The organism is Stenotrophomonas sp. TWI1183, from assembly GCF_039673115.1.
Classification (GTDB): Bacteria; Pseudomonadota; Gammaproteobacteria; order Xanthomonadales; family Xanthomonadaceae; genus Stenotrophomonas; species Stenotrophomonas maltophilia_AA.
The window spans coordinates 345,721-365,703 of record NZ_JBDJKZ010000002.1 but is presented as its reverse complement, the minus strand read 5'-3'; the positions used below and the strand labels follow the sequence as shown (position 1 = coordinate 365,703).

General features: G+C 67.7%; 17 protein-coding genes and 1 pseudogene. 7 read left to right on the top strand and 11 right to left on the bottom strand.

The window, feature by feature from the left end:
- Positions 1-122: 122 nt before the first annotated feature.
- The 3 genes from ABE434_RS03975 to ABE434_RS03965 are packed head-to-tail and all read right to left on the bottom strand — an operon-like array spanning position 123 to position 2,349.
- Positions 123-1,448, bottom strand: a complete 1,326-nt coding sequence (locus ABE434_RS03975; RefSeq protein WP_346477893.1) for a HAMP domain-containing sensor histidine kinase — start codon at positions 1,446-1,448, stop codon at positions 123-125.
- Entirely contained in the window at positions 1,445-2,107 is a 663-nt protein-coding gene (locus ABE434_RS03970) for a response regulator transcription factor (protein ID WP_176987930.1), read from the bottom strand. Before ABE434_RS03970 ends, ABE434_RS03975 begins: the two co-directional genes overlap by 4 nt.
- On the bottom strand, positions 2,107-2,349 hold the full coding sequence (locus ABE434_RS03965; RefSeq protein ID WP_342589208.1) for a PepSY domain-containing protein: 243 nt from the start codon (positions 2,347-2,349) through the stop codon (positions 2,107-2,109). Before ABE434_RS03965 ends, ABE434_RS03970 begins: the two co-directional genes overlap by 1 nt.
- Positions 2,350-2,546: 197 nt before the next feature.
- Here ABE434_RS03965 and ABE434_RS03960 point away from each other — a divergent pair, with 197 nt between their 5' ends.
- Positions 2,547-2,981: a PepSY domain-containing protein gene (locus tag ABE434_RS03960; RefSeq protein ID WP_176987932.1), complete on the top strand. Its 435-nt coding sequence runs from the start codon at positions 2,547-2,549 to the stop codon at positions 2,979-2,981.
- 82 nt (positions 2,982-3,063) lie between these two features.
- Here ABE434_RS03960 and ABE434_RS03955 read toward each other — a convergent pair whose 3' ends face one another.
- The 3 genes from ABE434_RS03955 to ABE434_RS03945 form a co-directional block, all read right to left on the bottom strand.
- On the bottom strand, positions 3,064-3,570 hold the full coding sequence (locus ABE434_RS03955) for a hypothetical protein (protein WP_176987933.1): 507 nt from the start codon (positions 3,568-3,570) through the stop codon (positions 3,064-3,066).
- 98 nt (positions 3,571-3,668) lie between these two features.
- Positions 3,669-4,880 (bottom strand): FAD-dependent oxidoreductase, encoded by a 1,212-nt coding sequence (locus ABE434_RS03950; protein WP_346477892.1) that lies wholly within the window; start codon positions 4,878-4,880, stop codon positions 3,669-3,671.
- A 7-nt stretch (positions 4,881-4,887) separates the two neighbouring features.
- Positions 4,888-5,382, bottom strand: a complete 495-nt coding sequence (locus tag ABE434_RS03945) for a lipocalin family protein (protein WP_176987935.1) — start codon at positions 5,380-5,382, stop codon at positions 4,888-4,890.
- Between the two features lie 182 nt (positions 5,383-5,564).
- On the opposite strand from ABE434_RS03945, the gene ABE434_RS03940 reads away from it, so the two are divergent.
- Together ABE434_RS03940 and ABE434_RS03935 are read left to right on the top strand one after the other, a co-directional pair.
- Positions 5,565-5,813 (top strand): hypothetical protein, encoded by a 249-nt coding sequence (locus ABE434_RS03940; RefSeq protein WP_176987936.1) that lies wholly within the window; start codon positions 5,565-5,567, stop codon positions 5,811-5,813.
- Between the two features lie 117 nt (positions 5,814-5,930).
- The gene (locus tag ABE434_RS03935) at positions 5,931-8,345 is read left to right on the top strand and encodes a DUF3772 domain-containing protein (RefSeq protein WP_346477891.1); all 2,415 of its coding nucleotides are present in this window, start codon (positions 5,931-5,933) and stop codon (positions 8,343-8,345) included.
- Positions 8,346-8,571: 226 nt separating this feature from the next.
- On the opposite strand, the gene ABE434_RS03930 is transcribed toward ABE434_RS03935, so the two are convergent.
- Positions 8,572-10,674, bottom strand: coding sequence for a phosphoglycerol transferase I (locus tag ABE434_RS03930; RefSeq protein ID WP_346477890.1), 2,103 nt, complete (start codon positions 10,672-10,674; stop codon positions 8,572-8,574).
- A gap of 285 nt (positions 10,675-10,959) precedes the next feature.
- Positions 10,960-12,615: pseudogene (locus ABE434_RS03925) on the bottom strand (AarF/UbiB family protein); the annotation flags it as partial.
- Positions 12,616-12,780: 165 nt separating this feature from the next.
- On the opposite strand from ABE434_RS03925, the gene ABE434_RS03920 reads away from it, so the two are divergent.
- A complete protein-coding gene (locus ABE434_RS03920; RefSeq protein WP_176987939.1) occupies positions 12,781-13,692 on the top strand; it encodes a DUF808 domain-containing protein in 912 nt (303 codons plus the stop codon).
- A 12-nt stretch (positions 13,693-13,704) separates the two neighbouring features.
- On the opposite strand, the gene ABE434_RS03915 is transcribed toward ABE434_RS03920, so the two are convergent.
- The 3 genes from ABE434_RS03915 to ABE434_RS03905 are packed head-to-tail and all read right to left on the bottom strand — an operon-like array spanning position 13,705 to position 16,510.
- Positions 13,705-14,364 (bottom strand): hypothetical protein, encoded by a 660-nt coding sequence (locus ABE434_RS03915; RefSeq protein ID WP_346477889.1) that lies wholly within the window; start codon positions 14,362-14,364, stop codon positions 13,705-13,707.
- Complete coding sequence (locus tag ABE434_RS03910) at positions 14,351-14,887, bottom strand: sigma-70 family RNA polymerase sigma factor (RefSeq protein WP_346477903.1); 537 nt, start codon at positions 14,885-14,887, stop codon at positions 14,351-14,353. The genes ABE434_RS03915 and ABE434_RS03910 overlap by 14 nt, the downstream gene beginning before the upstream one ends.
- 57 nt (positions 14,888-14,944) lie before the next feature.
- Positions 14,945-16,510 carry a diguanylate cyclase gene (locus ABE434_RS03905; RefSeq protein WP_346477888.1) on the bottom strand — a complete coding sequence of 522 codons (1,566 nt, stop codon included), beginning with the start codon at positions 16,508-16,510 and terminating at the stop codon, positions 14,945-14,947.
- A 133-nt stretch (positions 16,511-16,643) separates the two neighbouring features.
- On the opposite strand from ABE434_RS03905, the gene ABE434_RS03900 reads away from it, so the two are divergent.
- The 3 genes from ABE434_RS03900 (at position 16,644) to ABE434_RS03890 (ending at position 19,978) form a co-directional block, all read left to right on the top strand.
- Entirely contained in the window at positions 16,644-17,282 is a 639-nt protein-coding gene (locus ABE434_RS03900) for an NAD(P)H-binding protein (protein WP_346477887.1), read from the top strand.
- A gap of 71 nt (positions 17,283-17,353) precedes the next feature.
- Entirely contained in the window at positions 17,354-18,232 is an 879-nt protein-coding gene (locus ABE434_RS03895) for a tryptophan 2,3-dioxygenase family protein (RefSeq protein WP_346477886.1), read from the top strand.
- Between the two features lie 243 nt (positions 18,233-18,475).
- A complete protein-coding gene (locus ABE434_RS03890) occupies positions 18,476-19,978 on the top strand; it encodes a peptide MFS transporter (protein WP_121040656.1) in 1,503 nt (500 codons plus the stop codon).
- Positions 19,979-19,983 lie beyond the last annotated feature (5 nt).

Below are 19,983 nucleotides of genomic sequence, written 5' to 3'. Positions count from 1 at the left end.
GCTCCACGCAGGGTCGGGAGCCGGCCAGCGGCCGGCACTACCCATGGCTCCACGCAGCGTCGGGAGCCGGCCAGCGGCCGGAACTACCAACGGCAAACGCAATGCCGCCAGCGACGGCGCGTTTACCCCGCCGGCAACGTCAACGTCGCGCTCAATCCCGGCGTGGCATTGGCCAGCACCAGCGTGCCGCCGTAACTCTCGGCGATGTCCGCCACGATCGACAATCCCAGCCCGCTGCCTGCCGCACGCTCATCCAGCCGCACGCCGCGTTCCAGCACGCGCTCCAGCTGCTCTGGCGGGAGTCCCGGACCATCATCGGCCACGGTGATGCGCAGCTGCGTACCCTCCCGTGCCACGTCCACGCGCACGGCCTGCGCGGCCCACTTGCCCGCATTGTCGAGCAGGTTGCCCAGCATCTCTTCCAGATCCTCGCCCGCGCCTGCGAAAACACCCGCCGCATCGCCGTCGCATTCGAAACGCAGCCCGCGCGCCGCATGCACGCGCTGCATCAGTCCGCACAGCGCGCTCATTACTGGTGCGACCGGCGTGCGCTGCTGGCTGTCCGCGCCCAGGCCTGCGGCCAGATACCGATCAATGCTCGCCTGCATGCGCGCGGTCTCGCTGCGCAGGGTCTGCCGCCAGTCGCTGCCGTCGCCTTCGGCTTCGGTGGTGAGCACGGTCAGCGGCGTCTTCAGCGCGTGCGCGAGATCTTCGGCGCTGCGGCGTGCGCGCACCATCATGCGCTGGTGATGATCGAGCAGCGCGTTGAGCTGGCCGGCCAGTGGCGCGACTTCCTTCACCAGGCCCTGCTGCGGGAAGCGCACGTTCTCGCCATTGCGCACCTGCCCGGCGATGCGGCCCAGTTCGGCCAGCGGCCGCAGGCCGTAATGCACCTGGGTGACCAGCACGCCGAACCACAGCGCGATCAGCACGGCCAGGGCAAGCGCGGTGCGCTGCCGGAAGCTGGCGACCTGGGCATCCAGCTGGCTGCGGTCGGTGGCGACCATCACGATCACCGGCGCGGCGGCGCGGGGCAGGGTCACCTGCTGGGCCAACGCCCGCAGCGGTTGCTGCAGCGGCCCGGTGAGATCGATCGCCTGCGCCGGGCCGGGTTGCAGCCCCACCGGGGCGGCGAGCGATTCGTCCCACAGCGAGCGCGACTGCCCGAGGGGCTGGCCCTGCGGGTCCAGCACCTGCCAGTAGTCGCCGGAGAACACACGCCGGTAGCGCTCGTCGGCCAGGGTCTGGCGCCACTGCAGCCGGCCGTCGGCATCGCTCTCGGCCAGCGCCAGGACCGCGATCAGATCGTTGCCCAGGCGCTCGTCCATCGCGGTACGTGCGGAGCGCTCGAACATCGCGCCCAGCCACCAGGTTGCCAGGGCCGAGACCAGCACCAGGCCCAGACCACCGGCGACCAGCAGGCGCGTGCGCAGCGAGCCGGTGCTCATGGCGTCGCCGACAGGCGGAAGCCCTGGCCGCGGTGGGTATGGATCAGCTCGCTGCCGAGTTTGCGGCGGATACGCCCGATCAGCACGTCGAGCGTGTTGGAATCCGGATCGAAGCCATCTTCATAGACGTTCTCGCCCAGCCGCGCGCGGCTCAGCACGGTATCGGGGTGGTGCATGAAGTAGCTGAGGATGCGGTGCTCCTGCGCGCTGAGCGCCAGCGGCGCGCCGTCCAGCTCGAAGCGGCCGGCGTTGACGTCCAGCACGAGCGGACCGCACTGCAGCCGCGGATGCGCGTGGCCGGCACTGCGGCGGATCAGGGCGCGCAGGCGCAGCAGCAGTTCTTCGGGCTGGAATGGCTTGGTCAGGTAGTCATCGGCACCGGCATCGAAGCCGGCCAGCTTGTCGTGCCAGCGGGCGCGGGCGGTCAGCACCAGCACCGGGAAGTCACGCCCGGCCTGGCGCCAGCGCTCGATCACGCTCAGTCCGTCCAGGCCCGGCAGGCCGAGGTCGACCACCGCCGCGGCGATGTCCTCGATCTGGCCCTGGTATTCGGCATCCCGGCCCTCGGCGCTATGGATGACCACGTATCCGGCTTCCTCCAGCAGCGTCTGCAGGCGGCTGGCGAGCAGGGTGTCATCTTCGGCGAGCAGCACGCGCATCAGTCTTTTTCCATTTTCAGCAGGCGGCCGGTGGCGGCATCGTAATCCAGCTCCATCACCACGCCATCGGGGCCGAGGATCTCGATCTCGTACTTGGCGTCATCCAGCTCCACTTCGATCAGCTTGCCGGGGTAGCGCCGCAGCGCATCGGCGACCACCTGTTCCAGCGGCACGAACCGGCCCTGACGCACCGCCTGGCGCACGCTGTCCTGCTGGCGGCTGCCACCGTCGAGCACCCGCATCGGGTCCTGCGGGGCGAGGGTCAACAGCAGGGGCAGCATCAGGGACAGGGCGGACATGCGGGCACGCAGGGCAGGGGCAGGCCACCGGTATACCGGGGATGTCTAAACAGTATCTAACAGCCGCCCTCATGATCCGGTTAGGCGCGGTGGCCAGACTGGCGGTGCCGGAATGGACCGGCGCCCCCTCAAGGATTCCCATGAAGACGATGATTGCCGCCACCGCCCTGGCCGCCGCCCTGTTCGCCACCCCGGCCTTCGCCGCCAACCTCTCGGCCGCCCAGGTCCAGGCCAAGCTCAGCGCCGCCGGCTATACCCAGGTGCACGAACTGGAGCACGACGATGGCGTGTGGGAAGCGGATGTGACCCGCAAGGACGGCAGCGTCGATGAAGTGCTCATCGATGACACCAAGGGCGAGATCTTCGACCCGCGCGACGGCCGCGCGCTGCTGGATGCCGGGCAGATCCTGGCGCTGGCCGGCAAGGCCGGGTTGAAGCAGATCGACTCGCTCGAGCGCGATGGCGCCACCTGGACCCTGGATGCGCGCAATGCCCGCAACCAGCGCGTGGAAGTGCGCATGAGCGGTCACGACGGCCGCGTGCTGGCCAGCAAGCGCGATGGCTGGTGGGACTGATCCGGCCGCGCCACCGCGCGCTGGATGTACGAACGGCCGGGTTTCCCCGGCCGTCCGCGCACGTGCCTGAGGGCGGCAGCGCTTACCAGCGCGCCGGGTAATCCCAGTAGCCCGGGCCGCGGCCGTAGCCGCCGTAGCCATCGAACCCGTCGTAGCCGTAAGGGCCGAAGAAGCCGGGGCCCTTGCCCTCGCTCACCCGGATGTTGACGTTGACGTTGCGGGTGTTGCCCTCGTCCGTGGTGTAGTTCTTGCTCAGATTGAGCTCGGCCGCGTTGTAGTGGCTGTTGCCGTAATTCTCGGAATAGCCGATGCCGGTGGTGAAGCTGCCGTTGACCCGCAGCTTGTCATCGGTCACGTGGGCGATCCCGTTGGCCGCCCGGTCGGTGGAACGCCGGCCGGTCCGGTCACCGTAGAACGTGCCCGGCGGATCCCCGCGCAGGGACTGATCGCTCAGGTACTGCAGCGGCGCATCGGGAATGCTCAGGTCCAGCCCGGTCGAGGACTGCGGGCCGGTGGCGCCTGCGGCTGACTGGGCCAGCGCCACGCCGGGCAGGGACAGGCACAGCAGCAGGGGAAGCAGGCGGATCATGAGAGGCTCCGGAGCAGACAGGCGGGACGGCCGACAGCGCTGACGCTAGCAGCCGTAGTTTGAATGATGCCTGTCATGGCGTGGGTTGCAAGGGGAACTCAGCGCAGCCGGTCGAATCCGAACAGCTCGGCGAGCGGATGCCGGCGCCGTTCGATGCGCGCGCGGAGCAGCCCGGCGCCGATCATCGAATAGGTGATGCCGTTGCCGCCATAGGCCATCGCGAACAGCACCCGCGGGCCCCACTGCGGGTGCGGACCAAAGAATGGCAGGCCATCGTGGGTCTCGGCGAAGGTGCCGCCCCAGGAGAACGCCGGCTGCAGCGGCAGGTGCGGGAACAGCTTCGCGGTCTTCCTGAGCAGCTTGCCGGTCTTGCTCTCCACCCGCCGGTCGCGCCGGGCCGGGAGATCGATGGCGTCGTCTTCACCACCGATCAGCAGCCGGTGGTCGCCGGTGCTGCGCAGGTACAGATACGGCCGCGCCGATTCCCAGGCCATGGTCTCGCGCAGCGGGCCGAGCAGGTCCGGGTGGATCGGATCGGTGATGAAGGCGTAGCTGCTGCGGTTGCGGGCCACCGAGGGCTTCAACCAGCGCTGCCCGGCATAGCCGGTGGCCAGCACCACGTGGCGGGCACGGATGCGCGCGCCGCCCAGGGTGGTCGCGGTGACGCCGCGCGGGGTCGGGGTGAGCGTATCCAGCACGGTGCGGTCGTAGACGCCGCAGCCGCGCTTGTGCAGCCGCATCAGCAGCCGATAGGTAAGTCGATAGGGGTCGATGCGTGCAGCGAGTGCGCTGAGGATCGCGCCCGGTGCGCGGATGCCGTACGCGTCCGCGACCGCCTCGCTGTCCAGCCAACGCACATCGAAGCCATGCCTGGCCCGCAGCGCGCATTCCTCGGCCAGCACCGCCTGGTGCCCGCGCTTGCTGGCGTAGTACAGGCTGGCCATGCGGTGGCAATCCACGTCGCGGAACGGTGCGGCGATCTCGCAGATGGCCGGGATCGCCTCGGCACAGGCCTGATAGGCCTGCACGGCGGCGTCCTCGCCATAGCGCTGGGCGAGATCGATGAGATGGGTGTCGATCTCGTATTGCAGCAGTGCAGTGCTGGCCGCGGTGCTGCCCCAGCCGATATCGCGCTGTTCGATCAGGGCGACATCGTGGCCGTGCGCGCACAGCTCGTCGGCGATCAGCGCACCGCTGATGCCGCCGCCCACCACCAGCACCTCGCAGTTCAGATCGTTTTCCAGCGGTGGAAACGCATGCATCAGGCCGTTGCGCACGGCCCAGAACGGGTACCCGCTCTTCAGGTCCATTGAAGCCTCAGGCGGTGGGGTGGCCGGTATGCGGGGTCTGGATCAGCGCGCTCAGGTCGAAGCCCTGCAGGCGCGCCTGGGCCAGGTAGTGTTCCTGCGTGGTGCGGTCGAGCGTGGGGGTGCGCGAGAGCAGCCAGAGGAACTTGCGGTCCGGGCTCCCAACCAGCGAGACGCTGTAATCCGGTGCGATCTGGATCACCCAGTAGTCGCCCTTGGTGAAGGGCAGCCAGCGCAGCCCCTTGGGCAGGAAGCTGACTTCCAGCCGGGCCGGGTCGTTGTCCACCGGGCAGGCTTCGCCGTCGGCTTCTTCGATCTCGTTGCCCATGCGGCAGCGGTTGAGCACGGCCACATGGCCGTTGTCCTTCAGGCTGTAATGCGCGGAGACATCCGTACAGCCTTCCGGCTCGTGCTTCATCGGCAGGCGGGCGATCTCATACCAGGTGCCCAGGTAACGCGGCAGCTTGAGGTCGGGAACGGTTTTCAGGTCGGGATGTGTGGTCATGGGGGACGGCTGGTGGGAGTGCGATCCCACGATGCCGGGGCCGCTGCCACGGCCGGGTGAAGCCCGGGCGATTGCGGCGTCGAGACAGTCCGTTGTGGCCGCGTCATGTTCCGCTTCCGATGGCGGCGCTATGCTGGGCCGGAGCGCCGCGGGCGCTTCTTTCAACAGCGATGGAGATGCGGATGTACCAGGTGATTCTGCTCAAGAGCGAAACCGGCGTTGCCCGCCAGCAGCGGGAAACGGCCGACGATGTGATCGACCATGAGGGCGTGAGCTATACGCTGCGGGCCGGCCCAAGGCAGCCGCTGCCGACCGATCACGCCTGGGACGAGATCGCGGTGTACGCGCCCGAGGAGATCACCGAGGAGGAGTTCCAGGACTGGTATGCCCGTCTGCAGCCGCAGGTCGAAGAGCTCCGCCTGAAGTACTGAGGGCCGCATACCTGTTCTGAACGGGGCCCGGTTTATAGTCGCGGGCAGGCGCGGTGGTCCGCGCGAACCGTTGGTGCTGGCGTGTCGCTTCGTCATTCTTCGTTTGTGGTGCGGTCGTTGTCGTGGCTGCTGTTGTTCGCCTGGCTGGGGGCCGCGCCGATCGCGCTGGCCCAGGCCGGTGATGCGGATCCGGACCCGGCCAAGCAGCTGGCCGAGGCCGAGAAGACCTTCCGGTCCATCAATGATGATCTGGAAGATGCGGCCACCACCGAGACGCTCAAGACGCTGTCCGACCGCGCCCTGTCCGTCCAGCGCGATGCGGATGGCCTGCAGACGGCGCTGGACCCGCAGCTGAAGCAGGTCGATGCGCGCCTGTCCCAGCTCGGTGAGGTCGCCGAAGGCACCGTCGAGCCGCCGGAAGTCAGCCGACAGCGCAAGGCGCTGAACCAGCAGAAGGCCGACATCAACGCGCAGATCGCCCGCGCCAAGCTGCTCTCGGTGGATGCCAAGCAGCTCGGCGAGCGCGTCGAGAAGATGCGGGTCACCCAGTTCAGCGAACAGCTCACGCGCAAAGTCGCCTCGCCGTTGTCGCCGTCGCTGTGGCGCAGCTTCGCCAAGGATGTGCCGGACGACGTGCAGCGCCTGGCCATCCTGTACCGCATGGGTGAAGACGCCGCGCGCAAAGCCATCGCCAAACATGGCTGGACCGCGCCGCTGATCGGGCTGGCAGTGGCCCTGGTGATGTTCTTCCCGCTGCGGCTGTGGCTGCGCGCGCTGGGCCGGCGCTTCGCCGCCTCCGAGCGGGCGCCCGATGGACGTCTGCGCCGTTCCGGCTTGGCGGTGTGGCTGCTGCTGGTGGGCACGCTGCTGCCCGGCCTCGCCGCGGTAGCCCTGGTCGAGTCGCTGGATGCGATCGGGGCGATCCCGCCGCGCCTGCAGTCGGTGGCCGAGACGTTCGAAGTCGCTACCTTCGTGGCCGCCTTCATCGCCGCGCTCAGCGCCTGCCTGCTGGTGCCCAAGCGGCCCTCGTGGCGCCTGCTGTCGCTCGACGACAGCGCGGCCTGGCGCCTGCGCAAATACGCCTGGGGCGCGGCCGGCCTGACCTGGCTGAGCATCATGCTGGTCGCCCTCGACCGCGCGGCGCGTACCAGCGCGGTGACCACGGTGGCCGCGGATGGGTTGATGGCGGTGACCTATATGGCGCTGATCATCGCGATCCTCGTATCGCTGGCGCGCATGCACAACCGCCAGGCTGCCGAAGCCGCCGAAGCCGAAGCGCGGGCCGATCCCCGGGCCGGTGGCGATGGCAAGGTGCGGGGCGCGCCGCGCCGCAGCGGCTGGATCGTGCTGGCGCGCCTGGCCGGCCATATCGCCGTGGCAGCGGCGGTGATCGCCACGCTGCTGGGCTACCTCAACTTCGCCCTGTTCGTCGCCCAGCAGCTGATCTGGGGCGCGGTGGTGCTGATGGCCGTCTCGCTGCTGCTCAAGTTCGCCGACGACCTGGCCACCTGGGTGCTCGCGCCCAGCAGCCGTGCCGGGCAGACCATCGTGTTGACCACCGGGCTCAGCGAGTCGCGGGTGGAGCAGGCCGGCGTACTGCTCTCGGCGGTGCTGCGCGTGGGCGTGATCGTGCTCGGCCTGCTGGCGCTGGCCGCACCGTTCGGCAACCTCAACGCGTTCCTCGGCGGGCTGGATTCGCTCACCGGTGGATTCAAGGTCGGCGAAGCGACGGTCACACCGAGCACCGTGATGTACGCCGTGCTGGTGTTCCTGGTGGTGTGGGCGGTGACGCAGGCGTTCCAGCGCTGGCTCAGCGATACCTACCTGCCCAAGACCGAACTGGACGCCGGCGCGCGCAACTCGATCAGCACGGTGACCCGCTACCTCGGCATCATCGCCGCGGTGCTGTGGGGCCTGACCGCGCTGGGGATCGGCTTCGAGAAGCTGGCGCTCGTGGTCAGCGCGCTGTCGGTCGGTATCGGCTTCGGCCTGCAGGCGATCACCCAGAACTTCGTGTCCGGCCTGATCCTGCTCGCCGAGCGGCCGGTCAAGATCGGCGACTGGGTCAAGCTGGGCGATCAGGAAGGCGACATCAAGCGGATCAGCGTGCGCTCGACCGAGATCCAGGTCGGCGACAAATCCACGTTGATCGTGCCGAACTCCGAGCTGATCACCAAGACCATCCGCAACATGACGATGGGCAACGCGCAGGGCCGGATCCAGATCCAGTTCTCGGTGCCGCTGAACACCGACGTGGCCGCGTTGCGCCAGATCCTGCTGGATGCGTACACCGAGCACCCGGGCGTGCTCAGCGATCCGGCGCCGTCGGTGTTCATCGACTCGATCGCCAACGGGCAGATCGCGATCAACAGCTTCGCCTACGTCTCCGGCCCGCGGGCGGTATACGGAGCGCGCAGCGAGCTGTACTTCACGATGCTGCAGACGTTCGCCGCTGCCGGGATCGCGCTGTCCTCGCCGACGGATATCCATCTGGTGCGTGACCCGGCAGCGAAGCCCGACCCCGACGCGTAAGCAGGCCGGTAGGTACCGACCGTTGGTCGGTATCGTCGCGATCGAGGTGTCGGTCGGTACCGCCGCGATGCAGGTAGTGCCGGCCGCTGGCCGGCAGCACCCTGATACATGTAGTGCCGGCCGCTGGCCGGCAGCTGCACGATGCAGAGAGAATCGAGAGCCGGCCAGCGGCCGGCACTACCGATAGGGACGGTCGACAGCGCCCGACGCCGGCAGGACGGCCGGATCAGCCGCGGTTGCCGCGGCGCGACGGCACCAGCGCGAAGGTATCCACGGCGAGCTTCTCGGCATGGTTCAACCACGCCCGCACTTCCAGGTCATCGACCTCGTGGTCCAGGCCGAAGCTCAGGTTGATGCGGCCTTCGGCGTCCGGCTGCACCCACTGCTGGGCGACCACCACCTTGCGCTGCGACGACACCGCCTCGATCCAGAAGCCACGGTCCGGCGACTGCTTGGTCACCAGCTGCACCATGTACTGGCCGGCGCGGGTGCGGCGGCCCTTCTGCGTGATCATGTGGGCCTGGCGGATGCTCGGGCGCGGGCCGTTGAACGGATCCAGCGGGCCATCCACGGCCACCCCACCGCGCAGCTGGTCATCGCGGAACAGCTTGATGCCCTTGTCCTGGTTGACCAGCATCGCGCACCAGTCGCCATCGGCCGAGCCATCCTCGAAGGCGGTGCAGCGGTCGACGTAGGCCAGCGTATTGGAGGGATCGGCGAGATCGAACTGCTTGGAGGTGTTCTCCAGGTAGACCGATTTCAGGTCCCAATGCTTGTCGTACTCCAGCAGCACCGGTGGCTGCACATGCTGCAGGCCGATCACCACCTGGTTGTCGTCATCGATGCGCAGCTGGCGGGTCTTGTCGCCCAGCCACAGCGAGCGCGAGAACGCCAGGTAACGCGGGTAGTCCTTGCCGTTGTCGCGGAACACCGCGGCACTGGCACTGTCCGAACGTTCCGGGTGCAGCAGCGAGCGGCCGAAGCCGATCGAATCGATGGCCGGGTCGATCAGGCTCAGCAGGGTGGCGCCCGAGTCCAGCGTCGAGCCGGCCGGCGCGGCCAGCTGGCGCGGCGCGATGTCCTTGCCCAGGAACAGCAGCAGGTTTTCGCGGTCCTGCTTGGCCAGGATGTGGCTGAGATCGTTCGGCATGGCCAGGTGATCGGAGGCGATCACGATCAGCGTGTCCTCGCCATATGGGCTGGCCTGGATACGGTCGACCAGCTTGGCGATCAGCCCGTCGGTGCACTTCAGCGCATTGAGCATGCCGATGTTGCCGTGCTCGCTCTTGTAGCGGGTGCCTTTGCAGGCCACCGGCAGGTGGCCGGCGGGGTGGTGAGTGTCCATCGTCAGCGTGGTCAGCATGAACGGCTCGCCCTTGCGCGAGAGCTGCACGAAGCGGTCGTAGGCCTTGTCCAGCAGCACATCGTCATGCACGCCCCACGGCGAGAAATGCGCGCGGGTGACCTTCTGCTTCTTGAACCAGGCAAGGTCATCGACGGTATCGAAGCCGTGCGTGGCCAGGAACTGCCCCTTGCCGGCGAACTGGCCGTTGGCGCCGCCCAGGTAGTGATTGGTGTAGCCCTGCTGCTTGAGGTAATCGCCCAGGCAGACCGCTTCGGGCAGGAAGCTGCCCATGCGGCCCATGCTGTTCTCATCTTCCTTGGCGGTGGTCAACGGCACGCCGCACATCGAGGAGACCAGGCCGGCGATGGTCCAGCCACCGCCTTCGGCCGAGACCAGCCCGCGCACGTCCAGCGACTGCGCGGCCAGCCGGTTGATGTTGGGCATCAGATCCGGGAACGTTTCTTCATTGAGATAGGTGCGCTCCAGGCTTTCGCCGTAGATCCACACGATGTTGCGCGGCTTGGTCAGCGGCTGCGTCGGCACGCGGTACTCGGCCTTGACCATGCTGTAGTCGACCGGGCGCATCTGCTGGTACAGGCGCTGGCCATCGCTGTAGAGCGGGCTCACCACGATGGCGACGAACCACATGGCCATGAAGCCGGCAAACACCGCCTTGCCATGCGCGGGGCGGTGCCGACGACGCAGGCGCGCCAGCAGCAAAGGGGTGAGCGAGACCAGAGCCAGTGCGATGAAGCCGGCGATGTAGTGCTTGAAGTCGGCGACGCCGGCGCCTTCCATGTCCGCGCCGAGGTGATACAGCGTGGCCGCGTTGAGACCGTCACCGGACAACTTGTTGATCAACCACCATGCACTGAGTGTCAGCAGCAGCAATGACATCAGGCTTGCCTTCCACCACACCCATTTGTCAGATGCGAGGAACAGCCAGGTGAGCAGCAACAGCGACAGCAGCAGGATCCAGAGCATAAGCACTTTTGGCAGTGGAGACAGGTGGTGATGGACGCCATGACGACGCAGTTCCCATCCGACCGGCTGTCCCAACCACACATGCATGACAAGCCGATGACTCGATCATGCCTGCACGAACCTGACTGAAATGTTTGTTGAAAACGACATTCATCCTCACGCATCGCACTGCGATATGCGACGTAAAACACGCGTGAAGAAGTGCGCGCGATGCTGCACTGCATCGCGCGTTTCCCTGTGCGTTTATATGCTCTGTCTGAATGCGTGACGCACGTGGCAAGCGCGTCAACGGTGCCCGCGTTCTTCCTTCGAGCGCGCACGACGATCGAAGATCAACGCACTGAGGATGATGCCCAACCCAAGGAACACGCCGATCAGCATCAGCGTGAATGCGATGGCGGGATAGCCGAACAGATGCCACCCGGTATCGACCTTCATCATCATCGCGGCGGCAAGAATCAGTGCGGCGGTGACAATGCCGGCAGAGACGCGGTTGGCGATCTTCTGCAGGTTCTCCATCAGGCGTGATTCTTCCAGCCCGGTCACTTTCATCTGCAGGCGGTTCTCGGCGAGCAGCGCGAGGATGTCGGTCATCTTGCGCGGTCCATCGCGCAGCAGCTGCTGCATCTCCATGGCCTCGCTGGCGAGATTGGCAGCGGACAGGGATTTCTTCAGTCGCGCCCGCATCACGTGTTGCAGCTGTTTTTCCACGATGCGGCGGGTGTCCAGGTCCGGCGACAGCAGGCGGCACACGGTCTCCAGATTCAGCAGCGCCTTGCCGAGCAGGCTCAGCTCCGGCGGCGTCCGCAGTCCGCTGGCGGTGGCGATGCGCACCAGGTCCAGCACCACGCGGCCTTCGGAGAAGCTGCTGTTGGCGGCATAGCGCGCGATGATCTGCCCGGTCTCGCGCAGGTAACGTTCTTCATCGAAGAACTCGAGCCGCGTGCTGATGCCGATGATCTCATCGGCCACTTCCTCGCCACGTCCATCCACCGCAGCGAACAACAGTTTCAGCAGGCGTTCGCGCAGGCGCGGCGGCATGTGCGCGACCATGCCCAGGTCGAAGATCGCCAGGCGACCCGCCGGTGTGACACGCAGATTGCCCGGATGCGGATCGGCGTGGATCTCGCCATGCACGAAGATCTGGTCGACATACCCGCGGATCAGCGCGGCGGCGAGCGGCGCCATCGGCTGCTCGGTGCGGCGCACGTCGGGGATCATGTCCACGCGCACGCCCTGGGCCAGTTCCATGGTCAGCACGCGATGGCTGCAGTAATCCCAGATCGGCTGCGGCACCCACAGCGGCTTGAACGGCTTGAGGTGCTGGCCGAAGCGCTGCAGGTTCTCGGCTTCAGCCTGGTAGTCCAGCTCCTGCATCAGGGTCTTGGCGAACTCATTGAGCCAGTCGCGCAGGCGTACGCGACGGCCGACCTGGGTGAGGTGGTCGGCGGCCAGCGCGAAGCTGCGCAGCACCTCCAGGTCAGAGCGCAGCTGCGCGGCGACCTCCGGCTTCTGCACTTTGACCGCCACCTGGCGTCCATCGTGCAGTTCGGCGCGGTGCACCTGGGCGATCGAGGCGCAGCCCAGCGGCACCGGATCGAAACTGGCGAACAGCTTGGATACCGAGGCCCCCAGCTCCTGTTCGATGATGGCCGCGACCCGCTCGACCGGGATCGGCGCGACGTTCTCCTGCATCCGCTCCAGCGCCGTGGCGAACTCCACCGGCACCATGTCGGGGCGGGTGGAGAGCATCTGGCCCAGTTTGACGAAGGTCGGCCCCAGCGATTCCAGATCGGTGACGAACTGCTCCGGGTTGCCCTCCGGCGGCACGTCGTGGACCGCGCGCGAGTCCAGGTTCATGCCGGAAAACACCCCGGAATTACGGTAGCGCAACAGCAGGCGCAGGATCTGGCTGCGGCGGTTCATGCCCTTGACCAGCGACGGCGAACCGGGGACGACGGGCGTGGTATTCAAGCAGGACTCCGGGGCGACGATCACCGGCAGTGTGGCGGGGCGGCGGTGGTGGGCCGGTGAATCCGTGCCTGCTACCGCGAGAGGGGGCGGATCGGTCAGAATCGGCGCTCCTGCTTCCTCTTTGGATCCACCATGGCCGGTGCCAGTCTGTTCGCGTTGCTCGATGATATTGCGTCCCTGCTGGACGACGTGGCGGTGCTGACCAAGGTCGCGGCCAAGAAAACCGCCGGCGTGCTCGGCGACGATCTGGCGCTGAACGCACAGCAGGTGACCGGGGTCAGCGCCAACCGGGAGCTGCCGGTGGTGTGGGCGGTGGCCAAGGGCTCGCTGGTCAACAAGGCGATCCTGGTGCCGGCCGCGCTGGCGATCAGCGCGTGGCTGCCGTGGGCGATCACCCCCTTGATGATGATCGGTGGCGCGTTCCTCTGCTATGAGGGCGTGGAGAAGCTGGCGCACCGTTTCCTGCATTCGCGCGATGAGGACGAGCAGCGCAGGGCCGAGCGGGTCAAGGCGCTGGCCGATGAGAAGGTGGACATGGTCGCGTGGGAGAAGGACAAGGTGAAGGGCGCGATCCGCACCGACTTCATCCTCTCGGCCGAGATCATCGTGCTGTCGCTGGGCGTGGTCTCGAGCGCACCGTTCCTCAACCAGGTCACCGCCTTGGTGGTGATCGCACTGGCAATGACCGTGTTCGTCTACGGCCTGGTCGCCGGCATCGTCAAACTCGACGACCTGGGCCTGTACCTGTCTAACAAGGGCGCGGCGCTGGCCGCGATCGGCCGGGGCCTGCTGGTGGCCGCACCGTGGCTGATGAAGTTCCTCTCGGTGGCTGGTACCGCGGCGATGTTCCTGGTCGGCGGCGGCATCCTGGTGCACAGCATCGCGCCGCTGCACCACGCGATCCTGGCGATGGGCGGCGACGGCAGCTGGGGCTGGCTGATCAACGCGCTGGGCAACGTGATCGTCGGCGTGGTGATCGGTGCGGTGGTGCTGGGGGCAGTCACCGCGTTCCAGAAGCTGCGCGGGGCCAAGCCCGCGCACTGAGGCGCGGCCGGGTCAGGCCGGTTCCCATCCGCGCAGGGCGTCCAGCTCGGCGCGGGCACGGGCCAGCCGGCGGCCGGACAGCGCATCGATCGCGCGTTGCAGCCACGGCGATGCCGGTGCGCGCTGGACCCAACGCCGGGCCATGACCAGCGCGGCCAGCATGGCCAGCGTCCCGGCACCCAGCGAGACCAGCAGCCACGGGGCGGCGAACGCGCCCAGGTCCACCCCCCACGCCTGCCAGGCCACCAGCACCGGCACCGCCAGCCACAGCCAGCACCACGGCAGGCCGAGCAGCAGTTCGGTCACCGCCGTGTGCCGGCGCAGCGCGGCCAGCTGCTGCGATTGCTCCAGCACCGTCTGCGTCGGCTGCAGCTGCCGGCGGCGCTGCAGGCGGGTGATGCTGGCGATGATCACCGCGATGCAATAGGCATGCAGCGCCAGCGCGCTGAGCATCACTGCAAGCGGCGGTTGCTGCCACCACTGGCTGCCGCAGTACACCGCCAACCCCAGCCAGAGCACCAGCTGCAGTGCCTGCCACAGGCTGAAGAGGCCCAGCTGGCGCTGGACGCTGCGTTGCCGATGGCTGCGCCACGCCGCCAGCGCGAAGGCCTCCTGCGCATCAGTTGGGTTCCCGACGCTGTTCCACAACTGCTTGAGTTCATCCGGTTGCATGGCGGGCTCCTCGGTCCGTGGGATTCAGGCGCGTGCGCAGCTGCTGGCGCAGGCGGTGCAGGCGGGTGGAGACGTTGGCGACGCTGATGCCCAGTACCTCGGCGATCTGGCGATGGTCGTGGTCGTCCAGGTGCAGCAGCATCAGCGCACGGTCCAGCGGCGGCAGCGCATGGATGGCGACCTCCAGCTGATGCAGGGCGTGGCGCTGTTCGGGCGGAAGCGCCTCGTCGGCCGCGGGCAGATCGTCATCCAGGGGCGCGTGGTGCTGATGCCTGTACTGCTGCCGCCGCCATTGCGAGATCGCCACGTTGAGTGCCACCCGGTACAGCCAGGTCGAAAAGCGCGCGCGCGCCGGGTCGAACCCTTCGAACGCCGCCCACGCCTGCACGCTGATCTCCTGGACCAGATCGAGCCGATCCTCGGGATGATGGCAGTAGCCGCGTGCCACGTTCAGCACGATGCCGCGGTGCTGCTCCAGCAGCGCGGCAAAGCGCGGGCGCAGGTCGGTGTCGCTTGCGGGCAGTGTCATGTCCATACCCGGGTGATTCGCGCCGGTGCGCGGAATATCACAGCCACGGGATCAGCCCGCCGGGGGTTCGGCCGCCTGCACGCGGTTCTTGCCGACCCGCTTGGCCGCATACAGCGCCGCGTCGGCGCGCCGCAGCAGCGCATCCGCCGCTTCGCCCGGCTGCCATTGCGCCAGCCCGGCGCTGAAGTGCACCGGCACCCGCTGTCCATCCAGCGGCAGCGGCCGCTGCGCCAGCGAGCGCTGCAGGCGCAGCAGGGTGGACATGCTGTCCGCCGCCGGCGTTTCCGGCAGCAGCAGGACGAACTCATCTCCGCCCAGGCGCGCGATCGCATCGCTGCTGCGCAGGTGCAGCTGGCAGACCTCGACCAGGTGGCGCAGGACCGCATCGCCGCCGGCATGGCCGTGCAGCGTGTTGGTCTGGTGGAAATCGTCCAGGTCGAGCAGGGCCAGCGCCAGCGGATGGCCGTGGCGGGCGGCGCGCGCGCGTTCGCGCTCGAGCAGTTCGTCGAGCCCGCGCCGGTTGAGCGCACCGGTCAGCGGGTCACTGCGGATCAACCCGGACACCTCGCGCAGCTCCTGCTCCAGCTCGGCGATGCGCTGTTCGGCCTGCTCCACTTCGCGGCGCGCGTTGCCGAGGTGGTCGCGCGCCTGCAGGGCCTGGTCCTGGACCCGGCCGGTATCCTGCAGGACGTCCTGCAGCAGCTGGTTGAGATCGGCGATGCTGCGTGCCTCCTTCAGGGCCAGCGCGTAACTGCTGATCCGGTCGTGATACTCGCCGGTGCTGACCGCCATGCCGTCCAGGCGCTCGATGAAGCCGCCCATGACGTTCTTCATCGCCGCCTTGGATTCGACGATGCCCTGCTTGAGCAGGCCCTGCTTGTAGATCACTTCGCGCAGGTTGGCGCGTGCCTGTTCCACCGAGTCGCGATCGAGCGGGCCACCGATCAGCGAGCGCACCGCGTGCACCTGGCCGTGCAGCCAGCTGCTGTCATCGAGCAGCTCGCTGATGTTGTCCAGCAGCAGATCGAACAGGCTCAGCAGCAGCTCCTGCTGTTCCTGCCAGCCATCGCTGCGCACGCCGATCTGGTGCGAGAGCTCGCGCAGCCGCTGTTCGATCGGCTGCAGCGGCTGGCCCGGATGCCAGTGGCGCAGTTCACCGGCCAGCTGCACCGGCTCCTCGCGCAGCTCGGGCATGTTCTGCAGCAGGCTGGCCACGGTCACCCCGACGGTGTGACGCAGCAGCTCGCGCAGGCGCAGGCTGTCCGGCTGGCCGTCCGGCGTTTCCTGCTCGATGGTGCGGATGTACTTGTCGATCAGCTGGCGCATCGCGCGGCCGTAGCTGACCCAGTCGGCGCTGCGCTGCGCCGACTGCAGGCGCAGGCCCATGTCGCCCAGCTCGCCGGGGAGGGTGGACATGCCGTTGGCGAAGGCGGCCAGCAGCGGCTCGGGCGTATCGATGCCGGCGAACAGGCGCTGCAGCATCGCGCTGCTGCCGCCCTTGGGCCCGGGCGCCGGCTCGCTGGCGGTGTCCAGCACCGTGCCCACGCTCTGCCGCCGCGACAGCAGCCGCCCGACGGCGGTACCGGGGCTGGGGGGAGCATCGTGCGGGTCCGTCATGCGGCAGGTCCTTGCAGGGCACGGCCAAGGGCCGGAGCGGTGGAGAGGTGGGAACAGTATCGGCGCAGTCGGGTCGGGCTTGAACCGGTCCTGCATGGCAGGATGGTAAGCACGGCAATGGCAGGAGCGTGCGATGAAGGTGATGCTGGTGGGAGCGACCGGACTGGTCGGCGGTCATGTGCTGCGGCAACTGCTGGACGACCCGCGCTGCGATGCGGTGGTGGCCCCGACCCGGCGGCCGGTGGGCGTCACCGATGCGGCGCTGCTCAATCCCGTGGTGGACTTCGCGCAGCTGCCGGCCGAGGCCGCCTGGTGGGCGGTGGATGCCGTGATCTGCGCGCTCGGCACCACGATCAAGCAGGCCGGCAGCAAGGACGCGTTTTCCCGGGTCGACCATGATTTCCCGCTGGCCGTGGCGCGGCGGGCGCGTGCCCACGGCGCGCATGCCTTCGCATTGAATTCGGCGATGGGCGCCGACGCGGGCTCGCGGATCTTCTACAACCAGGTCAAAGGGCGGCTGGAGCAGGACCTGCGGGACCTGGACTATCCGTCGCTGACCCTGGTCCGCCCCGGGCTGATCGGAGGCGAGCGTGCCGAGCGGCGTACCGGCGAGCATCTGGCCAGTGTGGTGCTGGGCGTGCTGGGTCCGGTGCTGCCGCGCGCGTGGCGGATCAATCCGGCCGAGACCATTGCCGCCGCGCTGGTCGAGGCGGTGCTGGTGCCGACGCCCGGCGTCAGGATCGTGGGCTCGGCCGATCTGGCGGAGCGCTGAGCCGCTGACGGGCGGACGGGCGGCCACCCGGCCACTGCGCTACCCTTTCTGCCCCTCAAGCGGTCCCTGCCATGTCCGTCGACAAGAACCAACGCGATCTCGAAGCTGGTATCCATACCGATCTGGAGGGGCGGCTGACCTACGGCGGTTACCTGCGCCTGGACCAGCTGCTGTCGGCCCAGCAGCCGCTGTCCAACCCGCCGCACCACGACGAGATGCTGTTCATCATCCAGCACCAGACCTCGGAGCTGTGGCTGAAGCTGCTGGCGCACGAACTGCGCGCGGCGATCGGTTTCCTGCAGCGCGACGAGGTGTGGCAGTGCCGCAAGGTGCTGGCGCGCAGCAAGCAGGTACTGCGCCAGCTGACCGAACAGTGGTCGGTGCTGGAGACGTTGACGCCCTCGGAGTACATGGGCTTCCGCGACGTGCTGGGTCCGTCCTCGGGCTTCCAGTCGCTGCAGTACCGCTACATCGAATTCCTGCTGGGCAACAAGAACGCGCAGATGCTGCAGGTGTTCTCGCATGACCCGGCCGGCCAGGCCCAGTTGCAGGAGGTGCTCGATGCCCCCAGCCTGTACGAGGAGTTCCTGCGCTACCTGGCCCGCTTCGGCCATCCGGTCCCGGCCGGCTACCAGGGCCGCGACTGGCAGCAGCCGCACGTGGCCGACGATGCGCTGCACCCGGTGTTCGAGCGGATCTACCAGAACACCGACCGTTTCTGGCGCGAGTATTCGCTGTGCGAGGACCTGGTCGATCTGGAGACCGCCTTCCAGCTCTGGCGCTTCCGCCACATGCGTACGGTCATGCGGATCATCGGCTTCAAGCGCGGTACCGGCGGCTCCAGCGGGGTCGGCTTCCTGCGCCAGGCGCTGGAGCTGACCTTCTTCCCGGAGCTGTTCCAGGTGCGCACCACGATCCGCAACGACGATCCGATGCCGCCGGACGCCTGATCCGGCATCGACCGCAATAAGCCTATTCATATTTAGCGGCCCCATCCGCCGTACGGTGCGGCAGGCCCCGTCGTTGCTGCGCTGCCGGTCCCGGACCGGCAGTTGCAGATGCAAGTTCAGCGACCGTGCCGCCAGCGGCACACATCAGCGTGTATTTGACGTGAACGTGGTTGGTCTGGGATTCTCCCGCGCTGCTTTCGCACATCGGACGTGCATGTCTTCCACCGAACCCAGGAATCCCGCATGAGCGTAGACGCCGCCGCGAAATCCGTTCCCGATCCGGCGCTGCCGGAGTTCAAGACCACGCTGGGCCATCCGCGCCCGTTGTGGATGCTGTTCATGACCGAATTCTGGGAACGCTTTGCGTTCTACGGCATCCGTTGGGCCCTGGTGCTGTACATCGTCGCGCAGTTCTTCGACGGTGATTCGGCCGGCCAGGCCGCGGCCAGCCGGACCTACGGTGCCTATCTGGCGCTGGTCTACGCCGCCGCCATCTTCGGTGGCTACGTGGCCGATCGGGTACTGGGCTACCAACGCTCGATCCTGACCGGCGCGGTGATCATGGCCGCGGGCCTGTTCATGGTGGCCATGCCCAACAAGGAAATCTTCGAGCTGGGCCTGGCCACGATCATCATCGGCAACGGCCTGTTCAAGCCGAACATCTCCACCATGGTCGGCAAGCTGTACGGCCTGAAGGATGAGCGCCGCGATTCGGGCTTCACCATCTTCTACATGGGCATCAACATCGGCGCGATGATCGCCCCGGTGCTGACCCAGTACCTGGCCGAGCGCGTGTTCGGCACCCAGGCGATGCCGTCCTACAAGATGGTCTTCATCGCCTCGGGCATCGGCATGCTGATCAGCCTGGCCTGGTTCTACGTCGGCCGCGCCGGCCTGAAGGGCATCGGCGCCCCGCCGGCCGGTGCCGAGGGCTATGGCCGCATCGTGATGGTGTTCATCGGTGCGATCGTGGCGATCCCGATCGCGTTCTTCCTGCTCTCCACCGGCGCCACCGCGCTGGCCTGGATCCTGGGCGCGATGTTCATCGCGCTGGCGATCCTGCTGCTGGTCGAAGGCATCCGCGAAGGCAAGGTGCAGCGCGACCGTGTGATCGCGATGCTGATCATCTTCACCTTCAACGTGATGTTCTGGATGTTCTTCGAACAGGCCGGCAGCTCGTTCACCTTCCTGGCCGACAACATCGTCAACCGCAACCTGGGCGGCTGGGAATTCCCGACCGCCTGGTTCCAGTCGGTCAACTCGGTGGCGATCATCACGCTGGCGCCGATCATTGCCTGGATCTGGATCAAGCTGGGCCGTGCCAACCCGTCGATCCCGCGCAAGTTCGGCCTGGGCCTGCTGTTCAACGGTGCGGCCTTCGCGCTGCTGATGGTGGCGCTGTCGAGCATGGTCGTGGACGGCAAGATTCCGTTCTGGACGCTGTTCATGGTCTACGTCATCCAGTCCGTCGGTGAGCTGTGCCTGTCGCCGATCGGCCTGTCGATGGTGACCAAGCTGGCTCCGGTGCGCCTGGTCGGCTTCGGCATGGGCGGCTGGTTCCTGTCCACCGGCATCGGCAACAACATGTCCGGCATCTTTGCCGGCGTGGTCAGCGGCGAAGGCGGCATGACCGTGGAATCGGCGCTGAAGGGCTACACCTTCGGCTTCTGGGCGTTGATCATTTCCGGCGTGGTGCTGTTCCTGGTCGCGCCGCTGATCAACAAGCTGATGCACGGCGTCAAGTGAGGTCT

Bases quoted from the DNA above. Each gene is read 5' to 3' on its own strand.
- ABE434_RS03975 (WP_346477893.1), bottom strand. From the start codon at position 1,448: ATGAGCACCGGCTCGCTGCGCACGCGCCTGCTGGTCGCCGGTGGTCTG.
- ABE434_RS03970 (WP_176987930.1), bottom strand. From the start codon at position 2,107: ATGCGCGTGCTGCTCGCCGAAGATGACACCCTGCTCGCCAGCCGCCTG.
- ABE434_RS03965 (WP_342589208.1), bottom strand. From the start codon at position 2,349: ATGCGGGTGCTCGACGGTGGCAGCCGCCAGCAGGACAGCGTGCGCCAG.
- ABE434_RS03960 (WP_176987932.1), top strand. From the start codon at position 2,547: ATGAAGACGATGATTGCCGCCACCGCCCTGGCCGCCGCCCTGTTCGCC.
- ABE434_RS03955 (WP_176987933.1), bottom strand. From the start codon at position 3,570: ATGATCCGCCTGCTTCCCCTGCTGCTGTGCCTGTCCCTGCCCGGCGTG.
- ABE434_RS03950 (WP_346477892.1), bottom strand. From the start codon at position 4,880: ATGGACCTGAAGAGCGGGTACCCGTTCTGGGCCGTGCGCAACGGCCTG.
- ABE434_RS03945 (WP_176987935.1), bottom strand. From the start codon at position 5,382: ATGACCACACATCCCGACCTGAAAACCGTTCCCGACCTCAAGCTGCCG.
- ABE434_RS03940 (WP_176987936.1), top strand. From the start codon at position 5,565: ATGTACCAGGTGATTCTGCTCAAGAGCGAAACCGGCGTTGCCCGCCAG.
- ABE434_RS03930 (WP_346477890.1), bottom strand. From the start codon at position 10,674: ATGCTCTGGATCCTGCTGCTGTCGCTGTTGCTGCTCACCTGGCTGTTC.
- ABE434_RS03920 (WP_176987939.1), top strand. From the start codon at position 12,781: ATGGCCGGTGCCAGTCTGTTCGCGTTGCTCGATGATATTGCGTCCCTG.
- ABE434_RS03915 (WP_346477889.1), bottom strand. From the start codon at position 14,364: ATGCAACCGGATGAACTCAAGCAGTTGTGGAACAGCGTCGGGAACCCA.
- ABE434_RS03905 (WP_346477888.1), bottom strand. From the start codon at position 16,510: ATGACGGACCCGCACGATGCTCCCCCCAGCCCCGGTACCGCCGTCGGG.
- ABE434_RS03900 (WP_346477887.1), top strand. From the start codon at position 16,644: ATGAAGGTGATGCTGGTGGGAGCGACCGGACTGGTCGGCGGTCATGTG.
- ABE434_RS03895 (WP_346477886.1), top strand. From the start codon at position 17,354: ATGTCCGTCGACAAGAACCAACGCGATCTCGAAGCTGGTATCCATACC.
- ABE434_RS03890 (WP_121040656.1), top strand. From the start codon at position 18,476: ATGAGCGTAGACGCCGCCGCGAAATCCGTTCCCGATCCGGCGCTGCCG.